Raw genomic sequence first — 25,448 nt, 5'->3', positions numbered from 1 at the left:
TTATGAAAATTTTTGTGAATAATGAGCCTTTGAATGGAGCCTTAGATAATGAAAAAAATCTTGGAGAGATTTTTGATGCTATGAATAAATGGATCGAGTCTCAAGGTAAGTTTTTAATGAATTTTCTTGTTGATGGAAAAGAATTAGATAAAAGTGAAATGAATTCTATCGAAATCAGTAGTGCAGAGCGTTTTGATTTTTACATCGGTGAAGAAATGGATATGCTTCGTTCTAGTTTGTTAGAATTTGATAACTATATCGATAAAATTGGTAACACAATTTTTGGACGTGATTCACTAACCGAAAAAGAATCAGCCGATTTGGTAGAAGGTATTGGTTGGATGCTATCTATTATGAATTCAGCTAAAATCCTACTAAAGTTAGATTTAACTAGAATCAAACCAATGGGAAAAGGAAAGAATGTCCAAGAAATCTTAGACTTTATGGAAATGAATTCTTCTAAATTAGATTCTTTCTCGTCTATTGAAGACTATTTAGAAAATCTTAGAGACTTAAAATTGTTCTTAATGGATCTTACAGGTAGAGTCTCTGCCATTGATTTAACAACTGATGCGTTAGTTGACATTGTTCATACATACTCAGAAAATATGGATACATTGAAAAATGAATTTATAAAGGTGAATGAAAACTTTCAATCGGGAAAAGATTTAATTGCAAGTGAGCTGCTTAGCCACTCGATTACCAGACTCAATGTTCTTCTTACCGGGTTAATCTCATTAAAACAAAAAAATCCTGAATTTGATTTAGATAATATTAAAATCAATGACCAATTGTTTAGCGAAGTAAACAACCAGTTGAATGACTCGCTTGCTAGAACAGCATTGGCTCTCGAAGCGAATGATATCGTTCAGGCAGGTGATATTTTAGAATATGAACTCCCCGAAATTTTAGAATCGTTAGTTCCTTTTTTAAAAGTAATCAAAGACAAAATACATTCGTCTAAATAAAGAATTCTATCCGGGCATAACTTGTTTGTATTTTTGTTGATATTGTAGTTTTTTTAGTTTTGCTTTTCTTTTATTTTCGCATCTTATGTCGTATTAGCCTATTGTATCGTATAGTTTTTCTCTTGGAGAGGTAAACTCCTACCGCAATAGAACTGACCTTGGGTGGAACTCCAAAGTCATAGAACTTGGCAGGGACAATTATGTCCCATCCGGCAATGTCAAGCAGCAAAAGAAGAGTAAAAAGAGCCGTTCTTGAAATACCGAGCCATTGAGCAAACTCACCTAGCTCAATCCAATCTGCGTTCTCTGGACGAAAATTCTTCTTCTGCAAGTTTTGCCCTTCTTCCTGATACACCGTCTTAACACAATCCAACTTTTCAAAAGTCCTCCAAAGTAACACATTGCGATACCTCTCCAGCAAATCATGCAAGTAATCTTCTCTCGAAATAGTTTCAGTCCTCGCGTTAAACTCATCCATAAATTTTTCTGGAATGAGTAAACTCGATTGTGTCCGCTCAAATTTTTCCGGGTTCATAGTATTCTCCTAATATAAAATTTTTCTTTCCTCTATCCCTGATCCCCAGCCACTATCTCCTGCCTCTTGATATAAGGTAAAATAATATCACGATAGAAATAAAATTTTTGTAATTTTAGAAAAAATTTTTTAGCTTTTACAGAAAAAGTTCTGAACCCGTACTAAATGTGAAATTCCTCGAAAAAGGTGGAGTTCCCACATTTTTGCACGAAAAGTGCTGAACCCGTACTAAATGTGCAATTCCTCAAAAAAGATGGAGTTCCCACATTTTTGCACGAAAACTGCTGAATCTGCACTAAACGCGAAATTTCAAAAACTCTACTAAGGCTCAAAACCTCATCCTAAAAGATACACATATTTGCAAAGATTCTACCTCCCCCATTTCCGACCTCAGACTGCAAGCATCAGTCTTTCGAAGTGGAGTTCCCACATTTTTGCTTGAATAAGGAATTTGAGACTCATTATCAAAAATTTTTAAAAAATGAAAAATAGGCTCTAAAAGTAAAAGCAATACAAAAAGGCAAGAAAATAGCGATTGCTTTGAAAATGATTTTTTCTTTCATAATAAATTGGGGAGCCAAAGTTTGCCAAAAAAAATTCTAATAATAGATGATAATGATCGGTATGCGATAAATTTAGAAACGCACTTCAAGACATACCCAAATATAAAAACTGTAAGAGCCAAAACTGCAAAAGAAGGGTTTGATAAATTCCAGAAAGACGACTACCACACAATCATTAGTGATATTACGATGGAGACACAAATTTCAGGTTTTACAGGAATACGAAAAATTTTCAAAGCTGGTTACAAGGGAAATTTAATTCTTGCTACAACTGCTTTTGATGTGAAAGGAACTATGTCTATTGGAAAATATTTTTTGCCTTTGTATGCCAACATAGGCTGGATGATTCCAAAAGTCCCATTAAAAAAGGGAGAAGTGATTTTTGTTCCAACGACTTTAAAAAAAAATGTAAAATATGAATCTCTTCTTTTAGATGAATAAATTCTAATTTCACTTTAATCATACACTTAAATTTTCTGTAAAGGACGTTAGGCGATATGATGTCAATGAATCAGAAAATCCATTTCTTCTAATTCTTGTGCACCCCTGTGAGGATAGGCTTGTTCATAAAATAATGCTGACAACAATTCAAAATCATCATCAACCAATAAATTATTTTCCTCCCAGTATTCATTTCTTCGTTTAATCAATATTGAGGTTGTTCTGTCCTCTAATGAAAATTCTATATTTTGTAAATTTAACTTACGAATCAACCAATTCAAATTGTACATTGCAAATTCTCCCAAAATTTCCAAAGAAGCAATGGTGGGTTCAAACAGCATGAGTGTTTCCGTAAGATATACCGGAATTTTTAAAACTTCAGCATCTTCGGTTTTTTTGAATTCGTCATAACTGGTGGAAATTTTTTCAAACATAGAAAAGGAATTTCTGTAAGAATTTTGAATGATTTTTTCATATTCGGGGTATTTCTCGATTACTCCTACTATATCAATTAGAGCATCCCATTTGATTGCTTCTCTTAAGATATCATCGTAAGGAGAATTTCTTGGGATTACATCAATAAGTTTAATGAACATAAATTTTGTTTCGAGTGCAAACCTAGATTCCTTTGGGATATAGTATTCAATCCATATAGGCTCTTTATAGTAATGGATTTTTTCTGAATCGGGTATCTCCGGTGAAACTTTTAAAGATTTTAGTTTTTTTACATCATCAGTAATTACCTTTTTCCCTTCAAAGCGAGATCTAGATTTTTTAATTTGCTTTAGCTCAGCCTTACTGAGTATTGGTTTTGGTGTAAATTTCTCCATATTCTAAATATCGGAAACGTGTAAGCTTGAATTTACCGTAAACTGATAGCTTAAAAATTTTAGTAAAATTTTATCTTTGACTATTTTGTTTCACTTTTACTTTATAACGATAAGAAAAAAAGTGCAGGGTGAGGAAAAGATGAGCCAATTTAATAAAAAACAACTTCTGGAAAAATTAAAGGAATTTATAGAAATACACTGCAAGACAAAAATTTTAGAAGCGAATGTTGGTGTATTAAAAATGCACACTCTTCGATCAAAAAACCAAAACAAAACTCCAAAAGAAAAACTAATCAATTACAAACTATTAAGAGTTGATGAGAGACTACTAAACGAAAGTGACGGTATTAGTGAAAAGGATTTCATTATTGTTGACTTTCTGATTGATGAGTTGATGAAATACTATTCAAAGTCTAAAAAGCCTAATTCATAAAATTTGAATATTTTTGAAATTTTTGCAAATAGTGCTTTTCAAAAATTACCGAATATTAAAAAATTTGCTATTGTGGATTTTTTGAAAATACAAGCTAAGACTTTAAACATTATAAACCTGATTATTTTTCTGTGCTTTTTATTTTTTGTGTTTCAGGCTTGCAAAGACAGACCCAAAAACTTAACTTCAGAAAACTGCCCATCCCATTCTATTCAAGTCACTGAGGTTACATTAAAGTCTGAATGCCCTACAAGTTTTTTGAAGAAGGCAGACGGAAACTGCTATTACAACTTCCCTTACAAAAATTCCAATGATTCATATAGCGGTCTTCGCAAACAAATTCCAATAAAAAAAGACGGTCTTTCACCAAAAAAAATTGATCTCGGCAGGATTTTATTTTTTGATCCGATCCTTTCCGGAGACAATTCTATCTCCTGTGCTCATTGCCACCACCCTGCGTTTGGTTTAAGCGATGGGAGAGATTTGTCTATGGGGACAGGGGGGTGCGGTCTTGGTCCAAATAGAGCCGGCGGAAAAATTATTTCGCGATCCTCTCCAAGTATTTGGAATGTGGCTTTCTATGATTTACTCTTTTGGGATGGGCGTGCAGCAACTTTGGAGGATCAGGCTCTAGGTCCTCTATTTTCCCCGATAGAGATGAATGCAAATAAAGACGACCTTAAAAAAAAGATCAACTCTAATCCTGTCTATGAAAAATTATTTCGTGAAGTTTATGGAAAAGAATATCAAGGAAAAATCACAGTCCAACACATTGCAGGTGCGCTTGCTGATTTTGAGAGAACTCTAATTTCTATGAATAGCAAATACGATAAGTTTGTCTGGGGAGAGAAAAAAGCAATTAATGAAGAAGAGTTAAAAGGGTTTAATATATACAGGTCGTTTCTGACAAGGTGCTCTGAGTGCCACCCTCCTCCACTTTTTACGACAAACGAAACTGCTATCATCGGTGCCCCGGATCATAAAAATTTACAATTCGACAAAGGAAGAGAAAATCTCACAGGCCAATCGGCTTTAAAAGGAGATTTTAAAATCCCTGGTCTTCGTAATATTGCATTGACTTCTCCTTACATGCATTCGGGAGCGATTTTAACTTTAGATGAGATAGTGAATTTTTATAATAAAGGAGGAGGCAGGGAATCTCATAGTTACGGTGAACTGGACATAAATTGGCATGTACGAGAAATCGGACTTAGAGAAGATGAAAAAAAGGCATTAGTTTTATTTCTGCACACTTTGACAGACGAAACAAATCTTCCATCTATTCCTGACAAAGTTCCGTCAGGGTTACCTGTCCCCAAAGGCACAAATAATATAACATCAAATCAAATCCAAAAAAGGAATTCAAAATGAAAACAATACAAAACACATTTACCCTGATAGCTGCACTGTTTATTTCTATTTCAATTTTCTCGAAAGAGATAGAGGTGAAAGAAGGCAGTTCTATCCAAAAAGCAGTTGAAGAGGCATCCCCCGGAGATACTGTGAAAGTTTATCCTGGTATTTACCACGAATTCGTGTATGTCGATAAACCAAATATCCGATTGATTGGGGTGATTCAAGATGGGAAATGGCCAAGGTTAGAAGGAAGAAATAAATTAAACGATGGGATCATAGCTTCCGGTTCTGGTTTTTATGTAGAAGGATTTCACATTTCCAATTATCGTGCAAATGGTGTAATGACCCAAGCCGCAAACGATGTAGTAATCCGTAAATTGATGATTGACCATACCGGAATCTATGGAATTTACCCTACGCTTGGAACAAATATTTTAATCGAAGATACCGTAAGTTGGGGAATTGCAGACGCTGCAATCTATGTCGGCATGTGTAAAAATACGGACGTTAGGCGGAATGAAGTTTTTGATAATGTCTCAGGAATCGAAATCGAAAATTCTTCAAATATTTTAGTCGAAGAAAACACTGTCTATAACAACACAGCAGGAATTTTAGTGTTTACTCTTCCCGGTTTGCCTACGAAAAGCAGCGTAAATATTATTGTAAGAAATAACATAATATTTGAAAATAACCACAAAAATTTTGCTGCAAAAGGTGCTATTGTAGGAAATGTTCCTCCAGGCATTGGTCTTATGATTTTATCTTCAGACAAGGTAACTCTTGAGAAAAATATAATCCGTAGAAATAGCCTTGCAGGGATTGTTGTGGCTGATAAATCGGCTCTTCCTCCTTCTAAAAAACCGGATCCAGATGCAGACCCTGCTCCTGATGATTTGAAGATTTTGGATAATCTATTTTACGAGAATGGTACGAGAAATTGGAGCAACACATTTACATGGCTTCATTTTATATTCAAAATAATTTTTGAAGGAGGCACTCCGCCAAGTATAGACGATGGAAGTGGAAAGGGAGGCGGAATTTTTCCTGAAGGTAAGGATATCATTGCAGTAGGAGGGGGGGAAAATAATTGTGTTTTACAGAAAAATTCTATGACCTCGCAAGGTATTTCAAAATGGACAATTTGCGGAGAATCCTCTACTCAAAAAATGGCGACTACAATTGGTCAAAGAATTCCAATTGAGGCAGTAAAAAATATCGGGGCACAAGTCTATGCTGCAATTTGTTCCGGTTGTCATGCTATGGGAGTTACTCGAATCGGACCCCCTGTTACAGAGATTCAGTTAAAATATGCAAATAACCCTACAGCAATCGTGAAATTTGCTACCGAGCCAATGAAAGTCAGACAAGGTTTTCCCGACATGCCTTCTCAAAAATATTTGGGAGTAGAAAAACTTTCAGAAGTAGCAAAGTATATGCTGCAATTAAAATAAAAGGAAAATAGAAAAACTACACTACCCTACCGTCAATAAGATGAATCATTCTTTTGGCGGTTTTTGCAAAGTCATCGTCGTGAGTGACAAATATAACTGTAGAGCCTTTTTTGTTTATATCCTTAAATATATCCATTACAATTTTACCGTTTATAGAATCTAAGTTACCAGTAGGCTCGTCTGCAAAAATATATTTTGGCTCCATTACGAGTGCTCGTGCAATAGCAACTCTTTGTTGCTCTCCTCCAGACAATTGACCTGGAAATCTGTGGATTTTATCTTTTAGCCCAAATGTTTCTAAAAGGTGTTCCGCATAACTTTTTCTCATTTTTAAGGAATTTGTTTTTCTTGCGGGCATAAGAATATTTTCGATAGCAGTCAATTCTGAAAGCAAATAATGAAATTGAAAAACAAATCCAATATGTAAATTTCTGTATTCATGTAAATCTCTTGAATTCAGTGAAGAAATTTTTACACCTGAGAATTCTACCTCACCCGAAGTCGCAAAGTCAAGGCTACTGATAATATACAACAGAGTGCTCTTCCCTGAGCCACTTTTTCCGGTAAGAGATACAAACTCTCCACCTTGAATTGTAAAAGAGATATTTTTCAAAACATGAACAGGAGGGTCTCCGAATGATTTAGAAATATTAGATGCGATAATTCCCAGATTTAACCTTCCGAACGTATAATATCAATAGGTGTAAATTTTCCTGCAGCTCTCGCAGGTAGAAAACTGGCGATTGCGCTCGAAAAAAATGCCAACATGAATGCTTTAATATAAATTGCAATATCATAAGAAACAAGCATATACCCACCTTTCCCTGAAAGCATACCATCTGCCGACTTAATTGTTCCGTAATATCTGCAAGCCAGATAACCTATAAAAAGCCCAAATATTCCTCCAAAAAGTCCGAGCACAATCCCTTGAATCAAAAATAGTTTTTGTATATCTTTTGACTCATATCCTATCGAGCGAAGGATTGCAATTTCTCTTTTCTTTTGATTTACCAGCATGTTTAAAATATTGTAAATTCCAAAACAAGCTACAATAGTTATCGAGACTGTCATAGAGTTTCTCAAAATGTCCTGAGTTCTAAAAATACTCATAAAATTTGCATTGGCTTGATCCCAGCTTTGCACCTTGTCCTGACCTGTGGATGCCCAATTGTCGGCTATTTTTCCTGCAAGGGAAACATTTTTGAGTTTTACTGCAATCGTGCTAATCTGACTTGGAGTTTGGTTGACCTTTTGGACATCGCCAAGTGCACTAAAAATTACCCCTTCATCTATATTTTTGATTCCAAGACGAAAAGAACCTGCTATTTTAAAGGGAATGGGATGCCCCTTCCCTGAAGTTATAAAAACTGTTTCCGAAACACGAGCGCCTATTTTTGTTAGGAGTGATGATCCTGCTACAATTTTGTTTCCACTGTTCCCTATATCTGAAAATTTTCCTTCGGCCATGTATTCTCTGATGTTCGTTACTTTTTCTTGAAGAGAAACATCTGCACCTATCATGTTTATTCCTTGTGCGACTTTTCCTCTTCTGATAATCGCCTGAATAATAAGTTGGGGAGAATACGCTGCAACATTGGAGTCCGTATTCAATCTATCGAACCACCCTTGAGGGTATTCTATTTTAGCATTGTCTTTTCTTCCAGAAGGAGGAGACAACCATTTTACAATTTCATTTTTTTCAAAAAAATCAGAATCTAAACTGTGAGCAAAAATAGGTTTTTCTTTGGAAGAAATTCTTATATGAGAATCGTTGTTTAATAATTGCTCTATGATAAAATTTTGAAACCCAAGCATAATTCCAGAAATTGCAACATAAGCCGCAGTGCCAAGAATAATCCCGAGAGTGGTAAGCATTGTTTGCCTTTTTCTAAAGACAAGTTGTCTGATCGCCAAAAAAAACATTCTACTTCAATTTCGATAACAGGATTTTATCTGTAGGTTGAATATCCCCGGAAACCACTTCACCAAACTCCCCGTCGATTACTCCAATCTTTACTTCAATATTCATTTTTTTTCCTTTGCGAATTATTTGAACAACTCCAGAGGCAACAGAAGACAAAGGTATAAGTATAGCATTTTCTCTTTTATCAATTTCTATAGCTACATCCGCAGTCATACCCGGTAAAATTTCATCAGGTAAATCTTTTGCATCAATATGTACCGTGAATTGATTATCCGTCGGAAAAATTGCTCTTACATTTCCTATAAATCTTTTATCTTTCATACTCTCAAAAATAATTCTTACTTTTTGATTTTTTTTTATTCTTAGAGCACCTTGTTGCTCTAAGGATACTGTGATATAGCGGTCCTTTAAATCCATAAGTGTTAAAATCGGAATCTGAGGAAAAACTGTTTCACCGATTTTAAAAGGAATAGAAGTGATTGTGCCGCTAAATGGAGCCTTAAACAAAGCAATTTGTTCTAATTCAATCAGTGGTTGCCCGGCTTTTACAAGATCGCCTTCTTTTACAAATAATTTTTTGATATTAGATACTACACCAATTTTTATTTGATAGCTGTGAGTAGGGACAATTGTTCCAAGCCCATAGACAGATTCGATTATTGGTCCGGATTTTACATTTATACTATTCCCATTTTCTTGAATATTGAATTTAATAGTCCAAAAAATTAATAAAAGTATAATTATTATAACTGGGAAAAAAAATATTTTCTTAGAAGCAATTTCTGCTATCAGGTGAGCGATTTTCCTCATTAGTGTTTTCATGGACTTTTAAAAATATTTTAAATTTGTATTCCTTTTTGAATTTTTTCCATAATCATGCAGGATTCTATATTTGAAATTTTATCCTCTCGGATTTCATCACAGGAAAGTTTCATAATTTTCATATAACAATCCCTGACATTTTCTTGGATGAGTTTAGGGTCATAACCTTTTAATAAATAGACTCTGGACTTTTTATTTTTCTCTGTACACTTATCTGATCTTAGTTCTGACTCTGCGTATTTCTGAAGAGAGGGCTTTATCCTACTCAACACATCCCCTGCACAATTTTTTAGTTTCTCACAAATATCAGAGGCAATTTTTTGAGACTCTTCTCTCCATTTATCGTCTTTGAATTCAGATTCTTTTTTCGTCTTACAAGAAACAAGTGCCAGTAAAAATAAAAAAATTATAGTTATTTTTTGAATTTTCATTACCATTTATAAATTAAAATTTTATTCCTAATTCGTAAACGATTATTTTTTTTTTTTGGATTTTAATAACCCTTCTGATTGAATAGCGATTTCAAGCTCTTCATTAGTTGGAATTACGAGTATTTTTATTCTAGAATTTGATTTGTTGATTTCTCTTATTCCTCGATTGTCGCTGGTATTAAAAGAATCGCTAATCTCGATTCCTAAAGACTTTAACCCTTTCGTGCAGCGCTCTCGAATGTAAGGTGAATTCTCCCCTATCCCTGCTGTAAATACAATTGCATCCACTTTTCCTTCAAGCTCTACCAAATAAGCGCCAATATATTTTCTAATACGGTGAACATACATTTCTAAAATAAGTTTTGCATTTCTATCGTTTTCTTTTTCTTTTTGCAAAACATCTCTCATGTCGTTTGAAAGTCCCAGTCCTTTTAAACCACTTTCTTTATTGAATAGATTATCTATTTCTTTAGAATTCATTTTTACAGAGTTCATTAAATAAAAATGAATAGCTGGGTCTATGTCCCCACATCTTGTCCCCATGATTAGCCCTTCTAAGGGAGTCATACCCATAGAGGTATTTAAACTTTTTCCGTTTTGGATTGCAGTTGCACTTGCCCCATTCCCAAGATGAAGTGTAATTAAATTTACGTCATTCAAATCTTTGTTTAAGAATTCGGCAGATTTTTTTGTGACATACTCGTGTGAAATCCCATGAAATCCATAGCGACGTATCTTGTGCTTTGTGTAATACTCGTCTGGAATGGCATACCGAAAAACTTTTTCTGGCATTGTTTGATGGAACGCAGTGTCGAATACTGCAACATTTGGAACACTTGCAAAGTATTTTTTTGCTGCAAATATTCCTGACAAGTTTCCCGGATTGTGAAGAGGCGCAAGTGGGATATTTTCTTCGATTGCTTGAATCACTTTACTATCAATGATAACAGGGTTTTGAAAAATTTCTCCTCCATGAACTACTCTGTGTCCGATGGCACTGATTTCAGAAGAGCTCCGTATAACGCCCATTTCCTTGTGCGTTAAAAATTTATCCATCTCTGCAATCCCGGCTTCATGATTAGAAATTATTTTTTCAACAATATGAGGGCTTGAAATATTTTTTGATTTATGGATATGCTTGGAAGTATTTTCTCCAATTCTTTCTATGAGACCGGAGGAGACCACACTCCTATTTTCCATTTCAAATAATTGATATTTGACGGAAGAACTACCTGTGTTAATTACTAAAATTTTCATAGTGTTTGGGCTTGGATTGCGGTGATCGCTACTGTATTGATTATATCAGGTACAGTGCATCCTCTGCTAAGATCATTTACAGGTTTTTTTAAACCTTGCAAAACCGGACCAATTGCGACAGCATTGGCTGATCTTTGAACAGCCTTATAAGTATTATTGCCTGTGTTCAGATCTGGAAAAATAAAAACTGTAGCCTTGCCTGCAACTAAGCTATTGGGCATTTTTGATTTTCCTACTTCCAAATCTATCGCTGCGTCGTATTGAATCGGGCCATCTATAAGTAAGTGTGGAGATTTCTTTTTTGCAATTTGCAAAGCAGACTTTACTTTTTCGACTTCTTCTCCCTTGCCTGACTCTCCTGTAGAATAAGATAAAAGTGCAACCTTAGGCTCTATCCCAAATTGTTTTGCAGTTTCTGCTGAAGAAATAGCAATTTCAGCTAACTCTTCATCTGTCGGGTTTGGATTTACTGCACAGTCTCCATACACAAGGACTCGATCTGGAAGACACATAAAAAATACACTCGACACAACATTAAATCCTGGTTTCGTTTTGATAAACTCAAGAGCCGGACGGATTGTGTGTTGTGTTGTATTAATGGATCCGGAAACCATTCCGTCTGCATCTCCATTGTAAACCATCATAGTTCCATAATAACTGTAATCGCTCAATATATCTTTTGCGTTTTCAATTGTGATTCCTTTGTGTTTACGAAGCTCATAATAGATTTGAATGTATTCTTGAATTTTTTTGGATTCGGCAGGGTCAATAATTTCTACCCCGGTCAAATTCAAATCGAGCCTTTTTACTTTTTCGTAAATCTTTTCTTTGTTACCGAGTAGGGTAATTTTTACTACGTCTCTTTTTAATAAAAAATTTACTGCTTTTAGAATCCTTTCCTCTTCACCTTCAGGCAAAACAATATGCTTTTTTTGGACTTTAGCTTTTTGTATTAGATTGAACTCAAACATTTTTGGAGTAATAGTGTTTGATTTGGAAGTGATAATTTTTTCTTTCAGTGCTTTTGAATCCACAGAAGATTCAAATAAAGCGAGATAGGTAACAATTTTTATTTTATCATCAGGAGAAACTTTTGAGTCAATACCATTTATTTGAAACGCAGATCGAAGAGTGTCTTCTTTTGTTTGTATCACAGGGATATGAGACTCTAATCCTTCCATGATTTTCAAAATATTTTTATCAGGGGAGATCCCTCCTGTAAGCACCACACCCACAATTCTTGGAAAATTTTTATTGTCAGAGCATACGAAACTCCCAAGTATAATGTCTGCTCTGTCTCCCGGAACAATAACCAAAGTCCCTTCTTTGATATAACTAAGAAAATTTTCTAAACGCATTGCAGCAACCACACTGTAATGAACATGACGCATTAAATATTTTTCCCCGTACAGCACATTCGCATTCAACGAATCTCGAATCTCTCGAATTGTGGAAGCTCCTATTAGCTCATTTTCGGGAATAAAGTAGATTTGTAAATTTTGAGAATTTTGGATTTTCAGAACTGAATTTTTTACTTCACTTAAATAATTTTCTGATACTCGAGATACAATTACCCCGAATATCGAGCATCCTGAGTTTTGATAGGACTCTATGCTTAAGTTTATGGATGAAAAAATTTCATCCGTAGTTTTATTTAACCCCGATGTTACAATCAACACAGGTGAGCCAAAATTTTTTGCAAGCTCGGAATTTATTTCAAATTCAAATGTAGGAGAAGTGCTGGAAAAATCAGAGCCTTCTATTAATACAAAATCATTTTCCTCTTCCAATTTCCTAAACTTGGGCAAAATTTTATCCACAATAGTTTCTTTTTGATTTTTTGAAAATAGGTCTAAACCTTCGTCTAACCTAATTCCATAAACATCCTCATAATCAAAAGGGAGGTTGTAGTGTTTTAGAAGTAGATGAATGTCTGGGTCAATATGCTCAGAATTTTTGGATTGAATTACAGGTCTAAAAAATGCAACTTTTGATAAATCAGTTTTTAATATCTCCATAATCCCAAGAGATACAAGAGATTTCCCGCTTTTTGGTTCTGCCGTAGCAAGATATAGACTTTTTGCCATAAAGTTCTTTTAATTCAATTACAATTTCGCATAACGTAAAAAAATGCCTCTATTGAATAGAGGTATTTTTTTAATTACAACGATTGATACAATTCAAATCTTCAAAAGATTGTTTAAGCCTTGTAACAAATACTTTCTCTCCGTCCCTAAGCATGACTCTTGGATCGTAGTACTTTTTATTGGGTGCGTCCGATCCGGTAGGATTTCCGATTTGAGTCATAAGATAGTCTTTGTTGTTTAATACGTAGTCTCTTACCCCTGAACTAAAAGCAAATTGCATATCCGTATCAATATTCATCTTAATCACACCATATGAAATGGCTTCTCTGATTTCTTCTTGGCTTGAGCCGGATCCACCGTGGAATACAAAATTTACGGGATTTTTACCTGTATGAAATCTTTTCTCAATAAAATCTTGAGAGTTCTTTAAAATCACAGGCTCTAATTTCACATTTCCGGGCTTGTACACACCATGCACATTCCCAAAAGAAGCCGCAATCTGAAATCTTGGGCTAATAGAAAGCAATTCTTCATAAGCATAAGCAACTTCGGTTGGTTGAGTGTATAATTTAGAATTTTCTACATTTGTATTGTCAACCCCGTCTTCTTCTCCACCGGTAACACCAAGCTCGATTTCAAGTGTCATCCCAATTTTACTCATTCTGGTTAAATATTTTTTGCAGATTTCAATATTTTCTTTAATAGGCTCTTCGGAAAGATCGAGCATGTGAGAACTAAACAGAGGTTTTCCATTTGATTTGAAATACGCCTCTCCTGAATCTAATAGACCGTCTATCCAAGGAAGTAATTTTTTTGCAGCGTGGTCTGTGTGGATAATTACCGGAACACCGTAGAGTTTTGCCATTTCGTGGATATGCAAAGACCCCGAAATCCCTCCTGCAATACTTGCTTTGTGCGTATCATTAGAGAGAGATTTTCCGGCAAAAAATTGAGCACCTCCATGAGAAAATTGAATGATTACAGGTGAGTTGACAGCTTTTGCAGTTTCTAAAACTGCATTTACGCTATTCGTACCGATTACATTGACAGCCGGAATTGCATAATGATTTTCTTTTGCTATTTTGTAAATCTCTTGAATTTCATCTCCGGACTTTGCACCGGCAGTTATTTTTGAAGCCATAACTCTCTCCTTGTTTTTGGTTAGTTTTTACTATAAATATGTTTTAGTCAAATAGGAAATATATAATGTTTTTGTAAAAAGAAATAAATAAAATTAAAAATGGAATCTCAACCCAAAACCCAACGCCATTTCTGACGTTGGGAAATGAATAAAAGTTTATGCTTTGGCCGGTTGTGTATTTTTATCGGCTTGAGTTTTTTTGTAGTATTTGAATCCTACCACGATTGCCGCTGCAACAACTATTAAGCCTATACTAAGTAGAGGTCTATAGAAGAACCATGCGATTGCAATAGTAATAAACGAGATCACAAAAGCTACAATCCCTGAGAAAATATTGATCCCAAGCCCAAGTAAATCACCTAATATAGGAAGTACATCTCCCATAGTTTGAAGAGGTTTAAAAATCATACTGATTCCGATAGCCATTGCTATAAACCCGATGACCCTCAATGCCCATGTTCTGAATGTATTAGAGTCTTGTGCAGACTGATCCATTTCTTGCGCAGTTTTCACTCCCATAGACACTTCTTCTATACTTGTCCCATTTTTTGTAACGAATGAAGAAAAGCTATTTCCGGTTTGTTTAGCTCGGATAGTTATTGTTGCCTTTGGCTCAATCTTAGAAAATGAAATCTTTAGATCTCCAACTTGTGCATTTCCAGAATCTTTTCCAATAAAGATAAGTCCATCCAGTATTTTTGCCTTTCCTTTTATTTCAGGAGACATCTTAGCTAAATCTTCATTTGTTAAATTGACCTTAGCTTCAGATCCAATTCTTTTAATAATGGATTCATTTAACTTGAACGCCCCTAAACTTGCAGTTTTGGCATAAATTGGATCCCCAGAAGTATAAGCCATGCTTGGATTACTGATGCTGATTTTTTCTTTGCTTTCGGCTCTCTTTTTGCCTTCTTTATTAAAGTTGTCCGAGTTATAGGCTGAACTACTCCATTTCTTTTCATAGGTATAAGTGGTTTCTGTAACTTCTTTGCCTCCGGCTTTTTTCGTTTTCTTTTCGTGTTTGTTTTCTGCCCATTGGTACATTTCTACATTTCTGGAAATTTTAAATGCGTTTGCAGAAAATCCAAGATTGTCCGACAAAGTCTCGGTGGTAGAAGCCTCACCCGATACAGTAACCGGCTTTCCCTCATTTGCAGGGTCAATTTTATCCGGTTGAATTGTCACCACAAGACCGGCTACTTCTTTTAGCCCTTCAGCAGTTCTGACTGCACAGCCCTCATTCTTAAAAAGCACTCCAATAGAAGCAATAACTAAAATCCCTCCAACCGCTACCCCTTTTATTGATTCTCCGAGTCTTTCTCCCCAACCTTTTTCTGATGTTTCGGTGTAACTACCAGAATCGTAATCTTCATCTGCCATAAGTTTTCCCCTGAATAAAATTTTGTATATTTTTATTGACTAAATAATTTTAGTCAATAGAAAATAATAATTTTTTTCCAATTTTTTCATTAGCCTGATAAAAATACAATTGATTTATTTTTTTAGATATTAGAAGTTTTATTCCCAATTTTCCGTATCAAAAGAAGCCCAAAGATACCAAGATAAAATACTTCTATAAGGAGAAAATTTTTCTATAAATTTTTGGATTTTCATTTTATCGTCTCTATGCAACCCATACCATTTTTCAACTCCTTTTCGTAACCCCAAATCTCCTATCGAAAAATGATCCCATCTATCTAAGCCAAAAATTAAAACCATTTCTGAAGTCCAAGGACCAATGCCTTTATATTCACAAAGACTATTTACTACATCTCTATCGCTCATAGAATAGAGTAACTCATCTGATAATTTCCCGCTCGAATAAGAATTGGAAATTCTTTTTATTGTTTCAATTTTAGAAAAAGACAATCCACAGCTTCTTAATTCTTTATCTGATGTGTCCCGAATCATCTCCGGTTTTGGGATACTATTTTCAGTATCAAAATATTGGTTAATTTTCTTTAGGATTGAGCTTGCTGCTTGAGTAGAGAGCTGCTGAGAAATAATGGATTTAATAATAACATAATAGGGGGTGCCTATTGGTTTTAGTTTGCATTCACCTACAAAATCAATGAGTCTACAAGTTTTCTTATCTATACTCTTTAAACTTGCAACTGCTTTTTTTAATTTTAAGTCTCTTTCGTTTTTAGTGAAAGTTTTTATTTTACTTACTTTTTCAGGCAAGACCAAAAAGTGAGTCTAAATTCAATTGTCTGAAAATTTCTAAAAGTTTTGGCTTGACGTTGATAATTTTTACAGCAATAGGCTCTTGGGTCGTTTTATTTTTAAATGATAAAATTTTTGAAATTACGAGAGAGCCTAATATATCTACCATTTCAAGATCAATAATTACTTCTTTAGGCTTATTTTCTAAAATATCGGAAAATACTTTTTTCAGATAGTTATGATCAACCTGCCCGGTAAAATCAAGAAATTTTATATTTACAGTGTCACTTGTAGTTGAAACCGCCAAAAAGGTTTCCATGTTTAATTACCTTGCTTTTTCTCTTTGAATTTTATTGTCCATTTGAGTTTTCTTCCTATAGAAAAATACTAATTTTTCTAACTCAGACAAATCTGCACAGCTTAATTTTCCCTGATCCAATTTAAAGAATTTATTTTTAGCAATTAAGTCAAGCACAATATTTTCATCTTTATGTTCTTGCAACCCAATCATTTTCAATACATCTTTGACTCCAATATCAAAGCTATAGTAAGATTTAGGTGCAATTTTTGCTCTATTTTTCTCTGCAAGTGTTAAAAGAGTATCGCAAATTCTTCCTTGCGGGTCTTTTATCATTAAGTTAGCAAGCTGCTTGTAGGCAGTCCAGATTCTTTCTGAAAGTAATGTGATTAATCTTGTAGCTAATTGAGGTTGAGCCTTTACCATTCCTTCAAAGTTGGCTTTATTGATAGCGAGTAACTCCACGTCACCCCAAGCAACTGCAGAGGCTGAACGAGGTTTGTTATCCAAGATAGCCATCTCCCCGAAAATATCTCCATTCTGTAAAACTGCGAGCATCACTTCGTTGTTATTTACAATCTTTGTAATTTTTACCCTTCCGTTTTGGATAATGTACAATTCTTTTCCGGGTTCGTGCTCACAGAAAATCATATTATTGTCCGAATACGAGCGGTTGAATTTTGTTTCGTCAATTGGAGGAAGGCTCATCGGTGCATTAAGAGATTGCAGCCTAAGTTTAGATTGTGTTGCATTTTGACCATTTGGAAGATATTTTAAATAACTTTGAAAACAATAAGTAGCGTGTGCAGTATTCCCTTGAGAAAAATAATATTCTCCCATAGAAAACAATTGATTGGGGTCTTCTTCAACTGCATTTCTAAACGAAAGCCTTGTAATGGTTTGATCAAACTGCCTTAGCTTCATCGAGAAATATCGAATAATTTTCATCGCAACCGGGGTATTTCTCTGAATTAGAGTACCAAACTGATCGTAACTGACAGAGATCAGAGAAACATTTGTTAAAGCAATCGCTGACTCAATTTGAGCGTGTTGACTCATTGCGGCAACTACTCCAAAAAAATCTCCAGGCCCTAAAACTTGGTTTGGGTCTTCACCCACAACAGGATTTTCTCGACTAACTTTTACCTTGCCTTCACGTACTATAAAAAAATTATATGCCTCTTTTTTCCCCTCAACAATAATATAGGAGTTGGCGGTATAGTTTACCATTTGAAATGAAGGTGCGGGAGCGTTAGACATCAGAAAAAATTCCTACAAGACATAATGATTTCTTTTACAAATTTAAGTAAATTCATATACTAAATAAATTATCGGCTATAAATAACTGATTATCTCCTAAAATTACAGTAAAAATCCAAAAATTTAAACGCCTCTTATTTCTGAGTGGCATTTCATTAATTTCGTATTTAAGCGTTTTTTGGATAGTACTTTTTAGAATAGAATTTATGACTTAGAGATTTTAAACTCCTATTTTGATTTTATAAATCTGAATTTTCTCCTCAATTCCAGAAATTTCTGATTTCTTGGGTATTAACTGAAATTGAGATTCGTTCAAATAAGAATTTACCCCATATTTCTGTAAGAAGTTTTCTGTAAATACAACCTCTCCTGAACCAGCGTGATTTTGTATCTTCGCTGCAATATTTACAGTTCCTCCAAAATAGTCAATCGTACTGTTCAAATTCACTGCAATGCATTTTCCTGAGTGGATAGATATTCTCAATCGAATGGGCGTATCTTTTCTTTCTTGAAAAAATAATTTTTGTAAGGCGACAGAGGCTTTTATTGCATCAACACTTTCTGCAAATGAAGCCATAACCGAGTCACCAATAGTTTTGATTACAGCTCCATTATAGTTTTTTACCGTTTTAAAGATTTCTTCAAAGTGTTTTTTCACTTCTAAAAATGCTTTAGAGTCGCCTTGATTGGCATAAAATTTTGTAGAGCCTACCATATCGGTAAAGAGAATTGTTTGCTCCCCTATTTCTAATTGTAAATCAGATGCGATGTATTCTTCTGAAAATAAATCGTGAAAGCCCTGTAGGTTAAATAATGCAGCAGGTTTTAAAATATTTTTATTCCATAAAATTTCTTCTATTACAAAAATTAAAAGTTTTTCAGTACTATTTCGGATGGTGATATTGGAATTTATGAAAGAATGGATTCCCTCACTTTCATCTGTAGAATTCCATAAAATATCTTTTTCATGATAATTTTCAGAAATAGACAGAGTTTTGTATTTTTCAAATCCTCTAATTCTCATTCTGTATGTTCCAGATTTCAGAGAGAGTTGCGTTTGCATTTCTTCTCCCGGCAGAATGGACTGTTGCAATACGATATGTGGTTTTAGGGAGGCTTCCGCGCTACAATACAAAATCTTTGGAATTTTTCGAATAGATGGGTGAACATGAAATGTTACTTCGATGGAATTTTCTGTGTTATTATCAAAAATAATTTCACAAACTTCGCATTCACCTTTCAAAGGGATATCGCCTAACGTCTTAGCCTCAGCTCTTACTCCTCTACAGTGAGGACAGACGACATCCCAGCTTATAGTCAAAAGGCCATCTCGTGTCGCATATAAACAAGCCATCAACAACTCACTTCGGCTTATATTCCATTTCTCTGCAAGTTCGATTACCCGAATTCTATGAATATCAAGTTCGTCTTCTGTTTGAATATATTCAAATAATTTGTCTAAAATATTTTTTTGAATATTTTTCTTTAAGAGAGATTCGTATAAACTGTCTAATTTCATTTTAGCATTTACTTGTAATTGTAATGAATGGATTGTAAATGGTTTCACGGTTTCATTTTGACTAATGGAATGCTTAATACTTTTTTGAAGATAGAGAAGGGCTTTTTTATATGAATTGTAAATTTGCTTCTCTACAAAGAATGCAACATGCCTCAAAAAATTCCATTTTAATATTAATCCAAATTGAATAGTAAGAAATGTTTTTTTCTTATCCAGAGACTCCTCAAAGTAAAATATTCCTCTAAAAACTTTTAAAAAACCTGAATTGTATTCCCTTATATTTATTGCATTTTTGTGAATGACCCAGGTCCATGGAGATTCTTTCCATTCTGTATTTACGCCAAAGTATTTTGCTTTTCCGTAAAGAAGCCCTGACTTCTCTATAAATTCCATTTTAGGTAAACGAAATAGTCTGTTCATTCGAGAAGTATCAATTAGAAGAGGCCAAATATTTTCAACAGGTGCATCTATCTCAAATTGCCAAATCCAGTTTAACGGTCTCCCAACGCTAAGGTATTTTTCTGTCCAAGGAAATTTTTCAAGGAATTGGTTTTTTGTAATCTGAGGCATTTTTACAATATCCTGTTTTTGGACTATTATTTTAGACTGACAGTCTTCCAAAATTTATAACAATTTAATATGATTGTTTTTAAGAATATTTAAAAACTTAACGAAATATTTTATTTTTTATCGATTTCGGGCTTTTTCTTCTTTTTCGTCTGGTTTGTGTCGTTTTAGCCTATTGTAGCGGGTCGTTTTTCCATTTGGTAAATTGAGCATAATCGTGGTTTCAACATGGAACTCCATTCTCAGAAGAATCTTTTCGAATTATCCCATTCGTCAAGGTCAAGCACCAACAAAATAAGTGCGGTCTTCATTGTTGATGAGCCAATCTCTAGAATCCATTTGTCAATGGTCCTCGTTATTTTATTATTCGAAATTCTTTTCTGCAAATTTTGCCGACTTCTTGATACGCGTTTTCTCAGGATCATTTTTCTCAAAGTCCCCAAAGAATCACATTTCTGTATCTGTTCAACAATACGTTTAGGTATTTCCTCATTGATAAACCTGTCGTTCTTCTATTGAACTCGTCCATATATTTTATGGAACAAGCAAGCTCGATTGGGTTTCTGATAAATTTTTGTGGGTTCATAAATTTCTTAAATAAAATTTTCTGCTCTTCTTTATAATGGAAAAATATCACGATAGAAATAAAATTTTTGCAATTTTCGAAAATTTTTTTAGTTTTTGAGAAAAGTCTCAAATCTATTAAATATGTAATCTTTTTAATCCCCAAAAAGTGGATTTTTTTTTCGCAGTTTTTGTCTTATGCACTAAGCGCAAAATTTCAAAACTCTACTCGGCTCAAAACCTCATCCTATAAGATACACCTATTTGCAAAGATTCTACCTCCACTATTTCCAACCTCAGACCTCCGTCATCAGTCCTCCGAATTGGAGATCCCACATTTTTGCTTAAAAGGTGAACAATTAGTATAAAACATGCACTTTACTAAAAAGAGTGGAGATCCCACATTTTCACACGAAAAGTGTAAAATCTGCACTAAAAGCGAAATTTCAAAAACTCTACTAAAGCTCAAAACCTCATCCTAAAAGATAAACCTATATGCAAAGATTCTACTTCCACAATTTCCGACCTCAGACTTCAAGCATCAGTCCTCCGAAGTGGAGTTCCCACATTTTTGCATAAAAAACCTTCTATTATCATAAAGCGTGTAATTCTACTAAAAAATGAGCGTAAAGCACACCCGATAGAGCTATTTTTTTACTTGACCACCTAAACAAATAAACTGAAAACTGTAGCGATCGTACTACTTCAAAATAGAGAATTTCATGTTTCTTAAAAAGAAAATTCCTAAACTTTTTGCTATTACCATTTTAGCTGTGTTATTCAATTGAAGTAACTCAAGTATATTTGGAATTTCCATTCTACATATTCAAGGTGAAGGCGTTAGCCGAAATCTACCAGCTCCAATATGGACAGGCGGTATTAATAAAGATCAAATATTTGAAGGAGTTGGATATGGTAAAAGTGGCTCAGGAATGCAAAATAATGAGCTAGTTCGATCTGGAAAATTCCGTGGCTATCAGAACACTATTGATGTCATTCTTGATGATTCGGAGTGGAATCTGGGCTAAAAAACAAGATTCGTTTTTTCTTATTTTTTCTATCCAAAAATTACGGTTTCATCTGAACTGGAGCAAAACTATGGTGTCGAAAAAGGAATTTATCATTGTATTGTCAGAGAAAGAAATAGAATAAAAATTTTTGAAACTGACTACATTTTAATTCAAGTCGATCAAATTAGGGATATTATAAATTCACAAGCAAGTATTTTAGTTTAATGATAATTTCAATGAATATTCGTTTAATTATTCAAAATCTACACTTTTTAAAAAATTCAAAGTCCGAATTTTATTAAATAAGTATTTTTAGACTTGAATTTAAAATACTAAAAGTTCTTGAATAGAAAGAGGAATAATTCAAAATTGAAAGAATGAATAGATTCGCTATAAAAAAAGGTTTTTTTATTTTTCTTCTTGGATTTACGATTGTAGTTTTTTATTTATTTCAATGTTCAAATGAGCCATCTTACAATATTGAATTTTATACGCGTGCAGAAAATTCAAAAAATATTCTACCCAATGTAGTTGCTAATCCTGAACAAACCTTTACTGCGATTGGTCAGTCAGGAATTTTAGATTCTAAATATGCAAAATTACAACCATCCACAGTTCCTCCCCCCACAAACTCGTCTATAAAAGGGGAAGTAGTAGATCTAAATCCTGTTCCGGATGTGATCGGAAATGTATATTTTTTGGGAATTTGCAGGAATACAGGAGAGAGAGCCATCCACTATGGAAAAGTAACCGTTAAATTATTCGATGATAACAAAAATGAAGTTAGTTCAGTTTTCGGGTATTGTATAAAAAAACAACTGATGAAAGGAGAAACTTCACCGGTAAAGGTATTAGCATCTATGCCCCCTAAATATAAAAGCTATTCTGCAAACCTATCTTCTGAAAATTTATCTTCAACTGATGTCCCACTCCCTGTAATAAAAACTATAAATTCAAAATTAGTGCAGGGACAATACAACAGAAAGTCATTTTCAATCTCAGGAATGTTAGAAAATTCCAGTGCAAAAAGTGTCTCAAATATTTCCGTAATCTGTATTACATACAATAGTAAAAAACAAATCATTTCTATAGATTCTTTGCCTATTCCGAATCAAACATTAGAGCCTTCAGAGAAGATAAATTTTTCAGTCCCTCTGTATATTGCCAATGATGAATTAGCTAAATCGTATGAAGTTAGTTACGATGGTAGATTTTTAGACTAATCTTTTTAATAATGAAATCCGATTTAAATGAAAGTCAAATCAAAGAGATCCACGGATTAACTGATGCTGAAGTAAGAAAGAATCAAAAACTTCACGGGGTCAACGAACTTCCAACTGGAAAGAAAAGAAGTCCACTCTCTATTGTTATAGAAGTATTTTCTGAACCGATGCTTTTACTACTTTTTATTTGTGCTACAATTTATCTTATCTTGGGTGACCTTTCAGAGGCAATCACCCTAACAGTTTTCATGTTTGTAATAGCAATAATTACTATCTATCAAGAGAATAAAACAGAAAAAGCTATAGATGCGTTACGCGATCTCGCAAGCCCCAGAGCTTTAGTGATAAGAGATGGAGTAAAGAAAAGAATCCCCGGAAAAGATGTTGTGTATGGGGACGTTATGATCGTTGCAGAAGGGGATCGAGTAGCGGCAGACTGTGTTTTACTTTGGGCAAGAAGCGTGAAAGTAGATGAGTCACTTCTGACAGGAGAGTCTATTGCAGTAGATAAGCACCCTCAAACAGAAAGTGAATACGTTAGTGACAATTGCTTGTATGCGGGATGCCTTATCGTAAAAGGTGAAGGGGTCGTGAAAGTAACCTCTATCGGTGTTCATACCGAAATGGGTAAAATCGGAAAGTCTTTAGAAGATGTCGAAAAAACTGAAACTAAGATTAGTAAGGAAACCAAAAAAATTGTAAAAGTAATTTTACTTATAGCAATAGTTTTGTGTACTTTGGTAGTTGGGATTTACGGATTTTTTAGAAATGATTGGCAAGAAGGAATACTCACCGGGTTGACTCTTGCTATGGGAATTCTTCCCGAAGAAATGCCAATAGTCGTTACAATTTTTTTTGCAATCGGTGCATGGAGAATGTCACAAAAAAAAATTCTTACACGGAAAGTATCTTCACTTGAAGTCTTAGGCTCAGCTACAGTTTTGTGTGTAGATAAAACAGGAACACTCACCGAAAACAAAATGCAAATTAAAAAAATCTTTGTTGGTCGAGAGTATTATGACGTTACTCGAAAAAAAAATGACCCTCTACCGGAAGAATTTCATGAAATTATAGAGTATGGAATTTTAGCAAGTAGCAAAGACCCGTTTGATCCGATGGAGAAAGCTCTTAAAGAACTCGGAGAAGCAAAATTATTTAACACGGAACATCTTCACGAAAGCTGGGAAATTGAAGAAGAGTATGCTATTTCAAAAGAGCTTTTAGCTTTGTCTCATGCTTATAAAACTTCAGATAATGCTGCCTATATAATTTCAGCTAAAGGTGCACCAGAAGACATTATGGATCTGTGTCATCTTCCTCAAAGTGAGAGAATGGAACTTGGAAAAGTTGTAGATAAACTTGGTAGTGAAGGTTTAAGAATACTCGGTATCGCAAAATCTACTTACAACAAAGCAGAGCTACCAAAAAACCAGCACGATTTTGATTTTGAATTTTTAGGTTTTGTAGGATGGGAAGACCCTGTAAGGCAAGGAGTCCTTCAAGCTATTCAAGATTCTTACAATGCAGGGATCCGAGTAATTATGATAACAGGTGACTACCCTGCAACTGCAAAAAGTATAGCTTCTCAAATCGGACTAAAGAATTCAAATGAATTTATTACCGGGCAAGAATTAGAAAAAATGACCGAGATTGAAATTTCCGAAAAAATTAAGTCCGTGAATATTTTTTGCAGAATGAGACCGGAAGGAAAACTATCTTTAGTCAAGGCTCTTAAACAAGATGGAGAGATTGTGTCTATGACCGGGGACGGAGTAAATGATTCTCCCGCATTGAAAGCGTCTCATATCGGAGTTGCAATGGGAGAAAGAGGGACTGACGTAGCTCGTGAAAGTGCCGACTTAGTTGTATTGAACGATGATTTTTCTTCGATTGTAAACGCAGTCAGACTTGGAAGAAAAATATTTGATAATTTAAAGAAAACATTTGCCTATTTAATCAGTGTTCACATACCAATCGCTGGAATTTCTTTAATACCTGTGATATTCAATTTGCCAAAAGTACTTTTTCCTATTCATATTGTTTTTTTAGAAATGCTAATCGACCCTGCTTGCTCAATTGTTTTTGAGTCAGAAGATGAAGAAGAAAATCTAATGAATAGAAATCCCAAAAATCCAAATGAGCCTTTGTTCGGAAAGCGATCTTTGATATTGAGTATACTTCAGGGGTTGATTTCTACAATTACAGTTATTTCTATTTATATTTTTTCAATCTATTCAGGAAACTCAGAAGCCGAATCCAGAAGTTTGACTTTTTATACATTGGTTTTGTCAAATCTATTTTTGATTTTTACAAACAGACATTGGTCATTGACTATATTTGAATCATTAAAACGAAATAACCCTGCACTAAAATGGGTAATCGGCTCAACAATATTTTTCCTTACACTAACAATGTCTATTCCCTTTATTCAAGAAATTTTTAAGTTCTCATTTCCAAAATGGGAACATTTACTTATTGGTTTATGCCTTGCGTTTTTAAGTATTATATGGTTTGAAATCGTTAAATATATTTCTAAAAAAAGGGGAATCGAATTATTAAGAGATAAATAAACTTGTCTAAGTTTTAGCACTATCTATACAAC

The 25,448-nt window shown here is 34.2% G+C and carries 22 protein-coding genes; 7 read left to right on the top strand and 15 right to left on the bottom strand.

Annotation, left to right across the window (positions count from 1 at the left end):
- Window positions 1-2: 2 nt before the first annotated feature.
- Window positions 3-968 carry a hypothetical protein gene (locus tag HS129_13940; protein MBE7413136.1) on the top strand — a complete coding sequence of 322 codons (966 nt, stop codon included), beginning with the start codon at window positions 3-5 and terminating at the stop codon, window positions 966-968.
- Window positions 969-1,038: 70 nt separating this feature from the next.
- Here HS129_13940 and HS129_13935 read toward each other — a convergent pair whose 3' ends face one another.
- Window positions 1,039-1,503, bottom strand: coding sequence for a DUF1564 family protein (locus HS129_13935; protein ID MBE7413135.1), 465 nt, complete (start codon window positions 1,501-1,503; stop codon window positions 1,039-1,041).
- A 584-nt stretch (window positions 1,504-2,087) separates the two neighbouring features.
- Between HS129_13935 and HS129_13930 the strand changes: the two genes are divergently transcribed.
- Window positions 2,088-2,507, top strand: coding sequence for a response regulator transcription factor (locus HS129_13930; protein ID MBE7413134.1), 420 nt, complete (start codon window positions 2,088-2,090; stop codon window positions 2,505-2,507).
- Window positions 2,508-2,569: 62 nt separating this feature from the next.
- On the opposite strand, the gene HS129_13925 is transcribed toward HS129_13930, so the two are convergent.
- Entirely contained in the window at window positions 2,570-3,337 is a 768-nt protein-coding gene (locus HS129_13925; protein ID MBE7413133.1) for a hypothetical protein, read from the bottom strand.
- A gap of 139 nt (window positions 3,338-3,476) precedes the next feature.
- Between HS129_13925 and HS129_13920 the strand changes: the two genes are divergently transcribed.
- The 3 genes from HS129_13920 to HS129_13910 all read left to right on the top strand — a co-directional run bounded on the left by HS129_13920 (window position 3,477) and on the right by HS129_13910 (window position 6,577).
- On the top strand, window positions 3,477-3,770 hold the full coding sequence (locus HS129_13920; GenBank protein ID MBE7413132.1) for a hypothetical protein: 294 nt from the start codon (window positions 3,477-3,479) through the stop codon (window positions 3,768-3,770).
- An 81-nt stretch (window positions 3,771-3,851) separates the two neighbouring features.
- Window positions 3,852-5,141 (top strand): cytochrome-c peroxidase, encoded by a 1,290-nt coding sequence (locus tag HS129_13915; GenBank protein MBE7413131.1) that lies wholly within the window; start codon window positions 3,852-3,854, stop codon window positions 5,139-5,141.
- Window positions 5,138-6,577 carry a right-handed parallel beta-helix repeat-containing protein gene (locus HS129_13910; protein ID MBE7413130.1) on the top strand — a complete coding sequence of 480 codons (1,440 nt, stop codon included), beginning with the start codon at window positions 5,138-5,140 and terminating at the stop codon, window positions 6,575-6,577. Before HS129_13915 ends, HS129_13910 begins: the two co-directional genes overlap by 4 nt.
- 16 nt (window positions 6,578-6,593) lie before the next feature.
- On the opposite strand, the gene HS129_13905 is transcribed toward HS129_13910, so the two are convergent.
- The 13 genes from HS129_13905 to HS129_13845 all read right to left on the bottom strand — a co-directional run bounded on the left by HS129_13905 (window position 6,594) and on the right by HS129_13845 (window position 20,635).
- Window positions 6,594-7,247 (bottom strand): ABC transporter ATP-binding protein, encoded by a 654-nt coding sequence (locus tag HS129_13905; protein MBE7413129.1) that lies wholly within the window; start codon window positions 7,245-7,247, stop codon window positions 6,594-6,596.
- Between the two features lie 2 nt (window positions 7,248-7,249).
- Window positions 7,250-8,500 carry an ABC transporter permease gene (locus HS129_13900; protein MBE7413128.1) on the bottom strand — a complete coding sequence of 417 codons (1,251 nt, stop codon included), beginning with the start codon at window positions 8,498-8,500 and terminating at the stop codon, window positions 7,250-7,252.
- A gap of 1 nt (window position 8,501) precedes the next feature.
- Window positions 8,502-9,311 (bottom strand): efflux RND transporter periplasmic adaptor subunit, encoded by an 810-nt coding sequence (locus tag HS129_13895; GenBank protein ID MBE7413127.1) that lies wholly within the window; start codon window positions 9,309-9,311, stop codon window positions 8,502-8,504.
- Between the two features lie 29 nt (window positions 9,312-9,340).
- Complete coding sequence (locus HS129_13890; protein ID MBE7413126.1) at window positions 9,341-9,754, bottom strand: hypothetical protein; 414 nt, start codon at window positions 9,752-9,754, stop codon at window positions 9,341-9,343.
- A gap of 42 nt (window positions 9,755-9,796) precedes the next feature.
- A complete protein-coding gene (locus HS129_13885) occupies window positions 9,797-11,011 on the bottom strand; it encodes an acetate kinase (GenBank protein ID MBE7413125.1) in 1,215 nt (404 codons plus the stop codon).
- Window positions 11,008-13,098, bottom strand: coding sequence for a phosphate acetyltransferase (gene pta, locus HS129_13880; protein ID MBE7413124.1), 2,091 nt, complete (start codon window positions 13,096-13,098; stop codon window positions 11,008-11,010). Before pta ends, HS129_13885 begins: the two co-directional genes overlap by 4 nt.
- Window positions 13,099-13,168: 70 nt before the next feature.
- Window positions 13,169-14,239 carry a class II fructose-bisphosphate aldolase gene (gene fbaA / locus HS129_13875; GenBank protein MBE7413123.1) on the bottom strand — a complete coding sequence of 357 codons (1,071 nt, stop codon included), beginning with the start codon at window positions 14,237-14,239 and terminating at the stop codon, window positions 13,169-13,171.
- A 156-nt stretch (window positions 14,240-14,395) separates the two neighbouring features.
- Window positions 14,396-15,619: a hypothetical protein gene (locus HS129_13870; GenBank protein ID MBE7413122.1), complete on the bottom strand. Its 1,224-nt coding sequence runs from the start codon at window positions 15,617-15,619 to the stop codon at window positions 14,396-14,398.
- Between the two features lie 138 nt (window positions 15,620-15,757).
- Window positions 15,758-16,429 carry a DNA-3-methyladenine glycosylase 2 family protein gene (locus HS129_13865; GenBank protein MBE7413121.1) on the bottom strand — a complete coding sequence of 224 codons (672 nt, stop codon included), beginning with the start codon at window positions 16,427-16,429 and terminating at the stop codon, window positions 15,758-15,760.
- Window positions 16,416-16,724 (bottom strand): STAS domain-containing protein, encoded by a 309-nt coding sequence (locus HS129_13860; protein MBE7413120.1) that lies wholly within the window; start codon window positions 16,722-16,724, stop codon window positions 16,416-16,418. Before HS129_13860 ends, HS129_13865 begins: the two co-directional genes overlap by 14 nt.
- Before the next feature lie 6 nt (window positions 16,725-16,730).
- Complete coding sequence (locus tag HS129_13855) at window positions 16,731-17,933, bottom strand: Crp/Fnr family transcriptional regulator (GenBank protein MBE7413119.1); 1,203 nt, start codon at window positions 17,931-17,933, stop codon at window positions 16,731-16,733.
- A 250-nt stretch (window positions 17,934-18,183) separates the two neighbouring features.
- Window positions 18,184-20,052, bottom strand: coding sequence for an adenylate/guanylate cyclase domain-containing protein (locus HS129_13850; protein ID MBE7413118.1), 1,869 nt, complete (start codon window positions 20,050-20,052; stop codon window positions 18,184-18,186).
- Between the two features lie 427 nt (window positions 20,053-20,479).
- The gene (locus HS129_13845) at window positions 20,480-20,635 is read right to left on the bottom strand and encodes a hypothetical protein (GenBank protein ID MBE7413117.1); all 156 of its coding nucleotides are present in this window, start codon (window positions 20,633-20,635) and stop codon (window positions 20,480-20,482) included.
- Window positions 20,636-22,000: 1,365 nt separating this feature from the next.
- Here HS129_13845 and HS129_13840 point away from each other — a divergent pair.
- Window positions 22,001-22,846: a hypothetical protein gene (locus HS129_13840; GenBank protein ID MBE7413116.1), complete on the top strand. Its 846-nt coding sequence runs from the start codon at window positions 22,001-22,003 to the stop codon at window positions 22,844-22,846.
- A gap of 11 nt (window positions 22,847-22,857) precedes the next feature.
- Complete coding sequence (locus tag HS129_13835; protein ID MBE7413115.1) at window positions 22,858-25,416, top strand: cation-translocating P-type ATPase; 2,559 nt, start codon at window positions 22,858-22,860, stop codon at window positions 25,414-25,416.
- Window positions 25,417-25,448: the final 32 nt, after the last annotated feature.

The organism is Leptospiraceae bacterium, from assembly GCA_015075105.1.
Taxonomy (GTDB): domain Bacteria; phylum Spirochaetota; class Leptospiria; order Leptospirales; family Leptospiraceae; genus JABWCC01.
The sequence above is the reverse complement of the archived record's forward strand: the minus strand, read 5'-3'. Positions and strand labels throughout refer to the sequence as shown.

What these genes read in the sequence shown, in the direction of transcription:
- HS129_13850 (MBE7413118.1), bottom strand. Translation starts at nt 20,052, where the DNA reads ATGCCTCAGATTACAAAAAACCAATTCCTTGAAAAATTTCCTTGGACA.
- HS129_13925 (MBE7413133.1), bottom strand. Translation starts at nt 3,337, where the DNA reads ATGGAGAAATTTACACCAAAACCAATACTCAGTAAGGCTGAGCTAAAG.
- HS129_13885 (MBE7413125.1), bottom strand. Translation starts at nt 11,011, where the DNA reads ATGAAAATTTTAGTAATTAACACAGGTAGTTCTTCCGTCAAATATCAA.
- pta (MBE7413124.1), bottom strand. Translation starts at nt 13,098, where the DNA reads ATGGCAAAAAGTCTATATCTTGCTACGGCAGAACCAAAAAGCGGGAAA.
- HS129_13835 (MBE7413115.1), top strand. Translation starts at nt 22,858, where the DNA reads ATGAAATCCGATTTAAATGAAAGTCAAATCAAAGAGATCCACGGATTA.
- HS129_13890 (MBE7413126.1), bottom strand. Translation starts at nt 9,754, where the DNA reads ATGAAAATTCAAAAAATAACTATAATTTTTTTATTTTTACTGGCACTT.
- HS129_13920 (MBE7413132.1), top strand. Translation starts at nt 3,477, where the DNA reads ATGAGCCAATTTAATAAAAAACAACTTCTGGAAAAATTAAAGGAATTT.
- HS129_13845 (MBE7413117.1), bottom strand. Translation starts at nt 20,635, where the DNA reads ATGAACCCACAAAAATTTATCAGAAACCCAATCGAGCTTGCTTGTTCC.
- HS129_13910 (MBE7413130.1), top strand. Translation starts at nt 5,138, where the DNA reads ATGAAAACAATACAAAACACATTTACCCTGATAGCTGCACTGTTTATT.
- HS129_13940 (MBE7413136.1), top strand. Translation starts at nt 3, where the DNA reads ATGAAAATTTTTGTGAATAATGAGCCTTTGAATGGAGCCTTAGATAAT.
- HS129_13840 (MBE7413116.1), top strand. Translation starts at nt 22,001, where the DNA reads ATGAATAGATTCGCTATAAAAAAAGGTTTTTTTATTTTTCTTCTTGGA.
- HS129_13855 (MBE7413119.1), bottom strand. Translation starts at nt 17,933, where the DNA reads ATGGTAAACTATACCGCCAACTCCTATATTATTGTTGAGGGGAAAAAA.
- HS129_13860 (MBE7413120.1), bottom strand. Translation starts at nt 16,724, where the DNA reads ATGGAAACCTTTTTGGCGGTTTCAACTACAAGTGACACTGTAAATATA.
- HS129_13870 (MBE7413122.1), bottom strand. Translation starts at nt 15,619, where the DNA reads ATGGCAGATGAAGATTACGATTCTGGTAGTTACACCGAAACATCAGAA.
- HS129_13935 (MBE7413135.1), bottom strand. Translation starts at nt 1,503, where the DNA reads ATGAACCCGGAAAAATTTGAGCGGACACAATCGAGTTTACTCATTCCA.
- HS129_13900 (MBE7413128.1), bottom strand. Translation starts at nt 8,500, where the DNA reads ATGTTTTTTTTGGCGATCAGACAACTTGTCTTTAGAAAAAGGCAAACA.
- fbaA (MBE7413123.1), bottom strand. Translation starts at nt 14,239, where the DNA reads ATGGCTTCAAAAATAACTGCCGGTGCAAAGTCCGGAGATGAAATTCAA.
- HS129_13895 (MBE7413127.1), bottom strand. Translation starts at nt 9,311, where the DNA reads ATGAGGAAAATCGCTCACCTGATAGCAGAAATTGCTTCTAAGAAAATA.